Origin of the sequence: Bradyrhizobium valentinum (assembly GCF_001440405.1) — a bacterium.
GTDB classification, from domain to species: Bacteria; Pseudomonadota; Alphaproteobacteria; order Rhizobiales; family Xanthobacteraceae; genus Bradyrhizobium; species Bradyrhizobium valentinum.
On sequence record NZ_LLXX01000076.1, the window covers coordinates 1 to 2,361 of the forward strand.

The window sequence follows — 2,361 nt, forward strand, 5'->3', positions numbered from 1 at the left end:
GCCCTGGCCTGCGTGGCCTCCCGCAAGGCCGTCACGGCGGCGAGTCGCGCCTCGGCCGCTTTCCTCGTCGCCTCTTGCGCCTCCGCCGTGCGCGCAGCGGCCATCGCGCCGGCTCCCGGCTTCGGTTGAAATGGAACCGGATGGGCAAACTCAACGGGCGCCACATCGGTTGGCGCCACGATCACCCGCATGCCCATCGCGGTCGCATCGAACAGGCGTTCGGCGAACTCGAAGGGCAGCCGGATACAGCCATGGGAGGCCGGACGCCCCGGCAGGACGCCGCCATGGAGCGCGATACCGGACCAGGTGATGCGCTGCATGTGCGGCATGTAGGCATCGTCATACAGGTTCGAGTAATGGTCCTCTACTTTCTGGATGACGCTGAAGATCCCGGCGGGCGTCTCGCGTCCCTTCGTGCCGCTCGACACCGGCGCCCGCAGGATCCACCCCTTGGCATCATAGACGGTGATCCGCTGGTCGCGGAGCGAAACGATGGCCATGAGCGGCTCGCTGGCGCTGCGCGTCTCGATGAACTCGATCGAGCGTTCTCCGCTTCTGGCGCCCGCATCGCCTCCCGCCGCGACCAGCAGCGCCAGACTCGCAACGGCAAGATACACAGGCCAGCGCAACGGGCCGCGAGCGACCTGCGGCGAGCCCTGATCAGTCACGGGAACCTGCGATAAGCGCCATCTACGCACTCCGGCCTGGCGGGAGGACGACGACGATCGCGCCTGGCTTCAACCGATTCACCAGATCGATGACGTCCTCGTTGGTCATGCGGATGCAGCCGGACGAGATGGCTTGGCCGATATATTCCGGCTGGTTGGTGCCGTGGATACGGTACAGGGTGTCCTTGTTGCCCTGGTAAAGGTAGATCGCCCGCGCGCCTAGCGGATTTTCCGGACCTCCGGCGACGCGCTTTGGATAAGGGCCGAGCCGAGCCTGGATCTCCGCCGTCGGAATCCAGTCAGGCCATTCAGCCACACGGCCAACGGTCGCGACGCCGGACCAGGCCAGCGCCTCCTCTCCCACCGTCACGCCATAGCGGACCGCCTTGCCCCCCGGCAGGACGTAATACAGATAACGTGCATTGGTATCGACCAGAATCGTGCCCGGCTGCTCTTTGCGCGTGTAGTCGACAATATGCCGGCGATAGGTTTCGGGAATGTCCGCCCGCGCATAAGGTGGACGGGCCAGCAACTGCCGGTCCCTTGCGGTCAAGCTGGCATTCGACGTCGGTGCGAGCGTCGCTTGCATGCAACCGCCGAGCACAAACCCCAGTAACCCCACAAGCAACAACGCCACCCCGGACTTTGGCACCGCCAGTCCTCCAAAAAGCGTCACATTGGGCTATCTGCTGCTCAAATAGTGCAGAAATCAAGGCGATGTTGGCAAGGTGATGTTGGAAAGTATCGTGACGCGATACGATAAGCCTGCAGCCAACCATCTGGCCTTCCTCAGCGCACACCGGTCAGTATTTGTTCGGTGTGCTAATGAGCCCGCGCCTGATTTCTATGACGCGGCCGCGCCCACAGCCTGCTTCCGCGCGGGCGGAGTCCAGCGAAACGCCGCGCCGAACCGGTTCCAGACATTGATCGAGGCGACTGCGGAGGTGAGATAGGCGAGCTCCTTCTCGGAGAACTCGCTACTTGCCTGCGCATAGACCTTGTCGCTGACGCCGTCGCTGAGCAAAGTCAGCGCCTCCGTCCAGGCCAGCGCCGCGCGCTCGCGCGCGGTAAACTGCGGTGCCTCGCGCCAGACCACCACGAGATTGAGCTTGTCGGTGGGTACGCCGAGCTTCTCACTCTCCAGGATGTGATACTGCACGCAGAAGGCGCAGCCGTTGATCTGCGAGGCACGCAGCTTGATCAGCTCGAGCAGTTGGTTATCCATGCCCGCTTTACCCGCGACCTGGCTGAGCGCCAGCACGGCATCGTAGGCGTCCGGCGTCAGCGACATGAAGTCTTTGTACTCTTTGCGGGCGTGTGACATCGTCAGTGCCTCGTGTTATCAGTGCTCTGGTTTATTATAAGAGCACTGATATGTCGCGCAAGATCGGAGCTTCGGCACAGGCGCGATCGCATCAACCGCGAAAAGCGCAAGCCCAAAAATCGAAAACCCGGCGAAAACCGGCTGCGCCAAAAGCGCCTGCCCGCCGCCGGAAAAAATCCGGCGAAAATCCTGCGCCGGCGTTGATCCGCCCGCCGCCGCCCGGCGAGGGCAAGCGCGGCGAGCAAGGCTACCTCGCCTATCTCTTGCGGCAGGCCCAGGCCGCGACGCGGCTCGCGATGGAGCGGGCGTTGGCCGAGCTCAGCGTGACCCCGCCGCAATTCGTTGTCCTGACCATGCTGCGCGCCTATC

At 63.8% G+C, this 2,361-nt stretch carries 3 protein-coding genes and 1 pseudogene; 1 reads left to right on the forward strand and 3 read right to left on the reverse strand.

Annotated features, from left to right (window positions below; genetic code table 11):
* The 3 genes from CP49_RS12170 to CP49_RS12180 form a co-directional block, all read right to left on the reverse strand.
* A partial coding sequence (locus tag CP49_RS12170; RefSeq protein WP_245310663.1) for a L,D-transpeptidase family protein occupies positions 1 to 668 on the reverse strand: 668 nt, incomplete at its 3' end.
* Positions 669 to 690: 22 nt separating this feature from the next.
* Positions 691 to 1,257 carry a L,D-transpeptidase gene (locus CP49_RS12175; protein WP_420807607.1) on the reverse strand — a complete coding sequence of 189 codons (567 nt, stop codon included), beginning with the start codon at positions 1,255 to 1,257 and terminating at the stop codon, positions 691 to 693.
* Positions 1,258 to 1,512: 255 nt separating this feature from the next.
* Complete coding sequence (locus tag CP49_RS12180) at positions 1,513 to 1,992, reverse strand: carboxymuconolactone decarboxylase family protein (RefSeq protein ID WP_057850497.1); 480 nt, start codon at positions 1,990 to 1,992, stop codon at positions 1,513 to 1,515.
* Between the two features lie 50 nt (positions 1,993 to 2,042).
* Between CP49_RS12180 and CP49_RS47200 the strand changes: the two are divergent.
* Positions 2,043 to 2,361 (forward strand): annotated as a pseudogene (locus CP49_RS47200) (hypothetical protein); the annotation flags it as partial.

Bases quoted from the DNA above. Each gene is read 5' to 3' on its own strand.
- CP49_RS12175 (WP_420807607.1), bottom strand. From the start codon at position 1,257: ATGCAAGCGACGCTCGCACCGACGTCGAATGCCAGCTTGACCGCAAGG.
- CP49_RS12180 (WP_057850497.1), bottom strand. From the start codon at position 1,992: ATGTCACACGCCCGCAAAGAGTACAAAGACTTCATGTCGCTGACGCCG.